The organism is Sediminibacterium ginsengisoli (assembly GCF_900167075.1).
Classification (GTDB): Bacteria; Bacteroidota; Bacteroidia; order Chitinophagales; family Chitinophagaceae; genus Sediminibacterium; species Sediminibacterium ginsengisoli.
Genome location: NZ_FUWH01000021.1, coordinates 1 through 1,082 on the forward strand (window position 1 = coordinate 1; position 1,082 = coordinate 1,082).

A 1,082-nucleotide genomic window follows, 5' to 3' on the forward strand; every position below is an offset into this window, starting at 1 on the left:
ATGAATCTGAGCAACCGTATTGATCTGAAGGTGAACATCAGCGACACGGCAAACATGCTGGCTAACTACCTGAAGAGTCAGCGCATGCTGGATTCTTTGGCCGCTGTCCAGACTCGCCTCAACACAAAATTGAACACGAGCGATACTGCTGGCATGCTATCTAATTATCTGAAGAGCCAGGCACTGTTAGATTCGTTAGCGAATGTTCAATCTCGCCTCAACACAAAACTCGCAATCGGGGATACCGCAAACATGCTGAGCACCTACATTAAATCTCAGCGTTTATTAGATTCTCTGACCAATGTTCAGGCAAGGATCAATACTAAATTGAATGCCACTGATACGATGAATCTGAGCAATCGTATTGACCTGAAAGTGAATATCAGCGATACTGCTTCGATGCTGGCCAACTACCTGAAGAGTCAGCGCATGCTGGATTCTTTGGCTGCTGTCCAAGCTCGCCTCAACACCAAACTGAATACGAGTGACACTGCCGGTATGTTATCTAACTACCTGAAAAGTCAGGCGCTGTTAGATTCGTTAGCGAATGTTCAATCAAGGTTAAATACCAAACTCGCGATCGGCGACACTGCGAACATGCTGAGCACCTACATTAAATCTCAGCGTTTATTAGATTCTCTGACCAATGTTCAGGCAAGGATCAATACTAAATTGAATGCCACTGATACAGTAAACCTGAGCAATCGAATTAACCTGAAAGTTAATATCAGTGACACTGCAACAATGTTAGCTAATTACCTGAAAAGCCAGGCACTGTTAGACTCACTTGCAAACGTTCAGGCTAGGTTGAATACAAAACTTGCGATCGGCGATACAGCTAATATGCTGAGTACTTATATTAAATCTCAGCGTTTATTAGACTCTCTGACCGCTGTTCAGGCAAGATTGAATACTAAGTTGAACATAACTGATACAGCAGCTATGCTGAGTACTTACCAAAGCCAGATCAATGGTCGCGTTAAGATCTCGGATACTGCAGCTATGCTGACAAACTACCTGAAGAGTCAGCGCATGCTGGATTCACTTACTGCCGTTCAGACGAGGTTGAATACAAAGGTGAA

1 protein-coding gene is annotated in these 1,082 nt (G+C 43.8%); it reads left to right on the forward strand.

Going from position 1 to position 1,082, the window contains the following annotated elements:
- Positions 1-1,082, forward strand: a 1,082-nt coding sequence (locus B5D42_RS17970; protein ID WP_176113059.1) for a hypothetical protein, incomplete at both ends; no start/stop codon positions are given.